This window comes from Candidatus Hydrogenedentota bacterium (assembly GCA_016791475.1).
Lineage (GTDB): Bacteria > Hydrogenedentota > Hydrogenedentia > Hydrogenedentales > JAEUWI01 > JAEUWI01.
Genome location: JAEUWI010000377.1, coordinates 1 through 564, shown reverse-complemented (window position 1 = coordinate 564; position 564 = coordinate 1). Strand labels below are relative to the sequence as shown.

General features: G+C 62.1%; 1 protein-coding gene. It reads right to left on the bottom strand.

Annotated elements, in window-relative coordinates; genetic code table 11:
• On the bottom strand, positions 1-564 hold a 564-nt coding region (locus JNK74_29775), incomplete at both ends, for a sulfatase-like hydrolase/transferase (protein MBL7650360.1).

The window sequence follows — 564 nt, the reverse complement described above, 5'->3', positions numbered from 1 at the left end:
AGGCGAGGTTATTCGTCTCGCTCAAGTCGTCGCGCAGGTTGTAAAGCTCTAAGTGACCATCTTCGAGATATTCCAATAGCTTCCAGTCGCCGTCGCGGACGACGCTCACCGGAGTCGTGCGCCAAGTGTCGGCCGTGGCGCCGAGATAGCCAGGGAAATGCCAGAAGAGAGGCTTCCCGCGCTCCAGCGGCTTCTGCTCCTTCAAGAGCGACGCGTAGCTGACGCCGTCGAGGGGATAGTCGGCAGGTAGTTCGCCGCCGGCAAGTTCCACCAGCGTTGGGTAGAGGTCAACGGAGTTGATCGGCGTCGATTCGGTTTGGCCCGGCTTCACCGTTCCCTTCCATCGGAAGACATAGGGGACGCGAACGCCTCCCTCGTACAGCGTGCCTTTGCCTCCCTTGAGCGGCGCGTTGTCGGTGATGCCGATCTTCTTGTCGAGCCCGACGCGATCGTAGCCGCCGACGCCGCCGTTGTCGCTGCTGAAGATCACCAGCGTGTTCTCCGCGATGCCGAGTTCTTCAAGCTTGGCCAACACGCGGCCGACGCTCTCGTCGACGCTGGCGA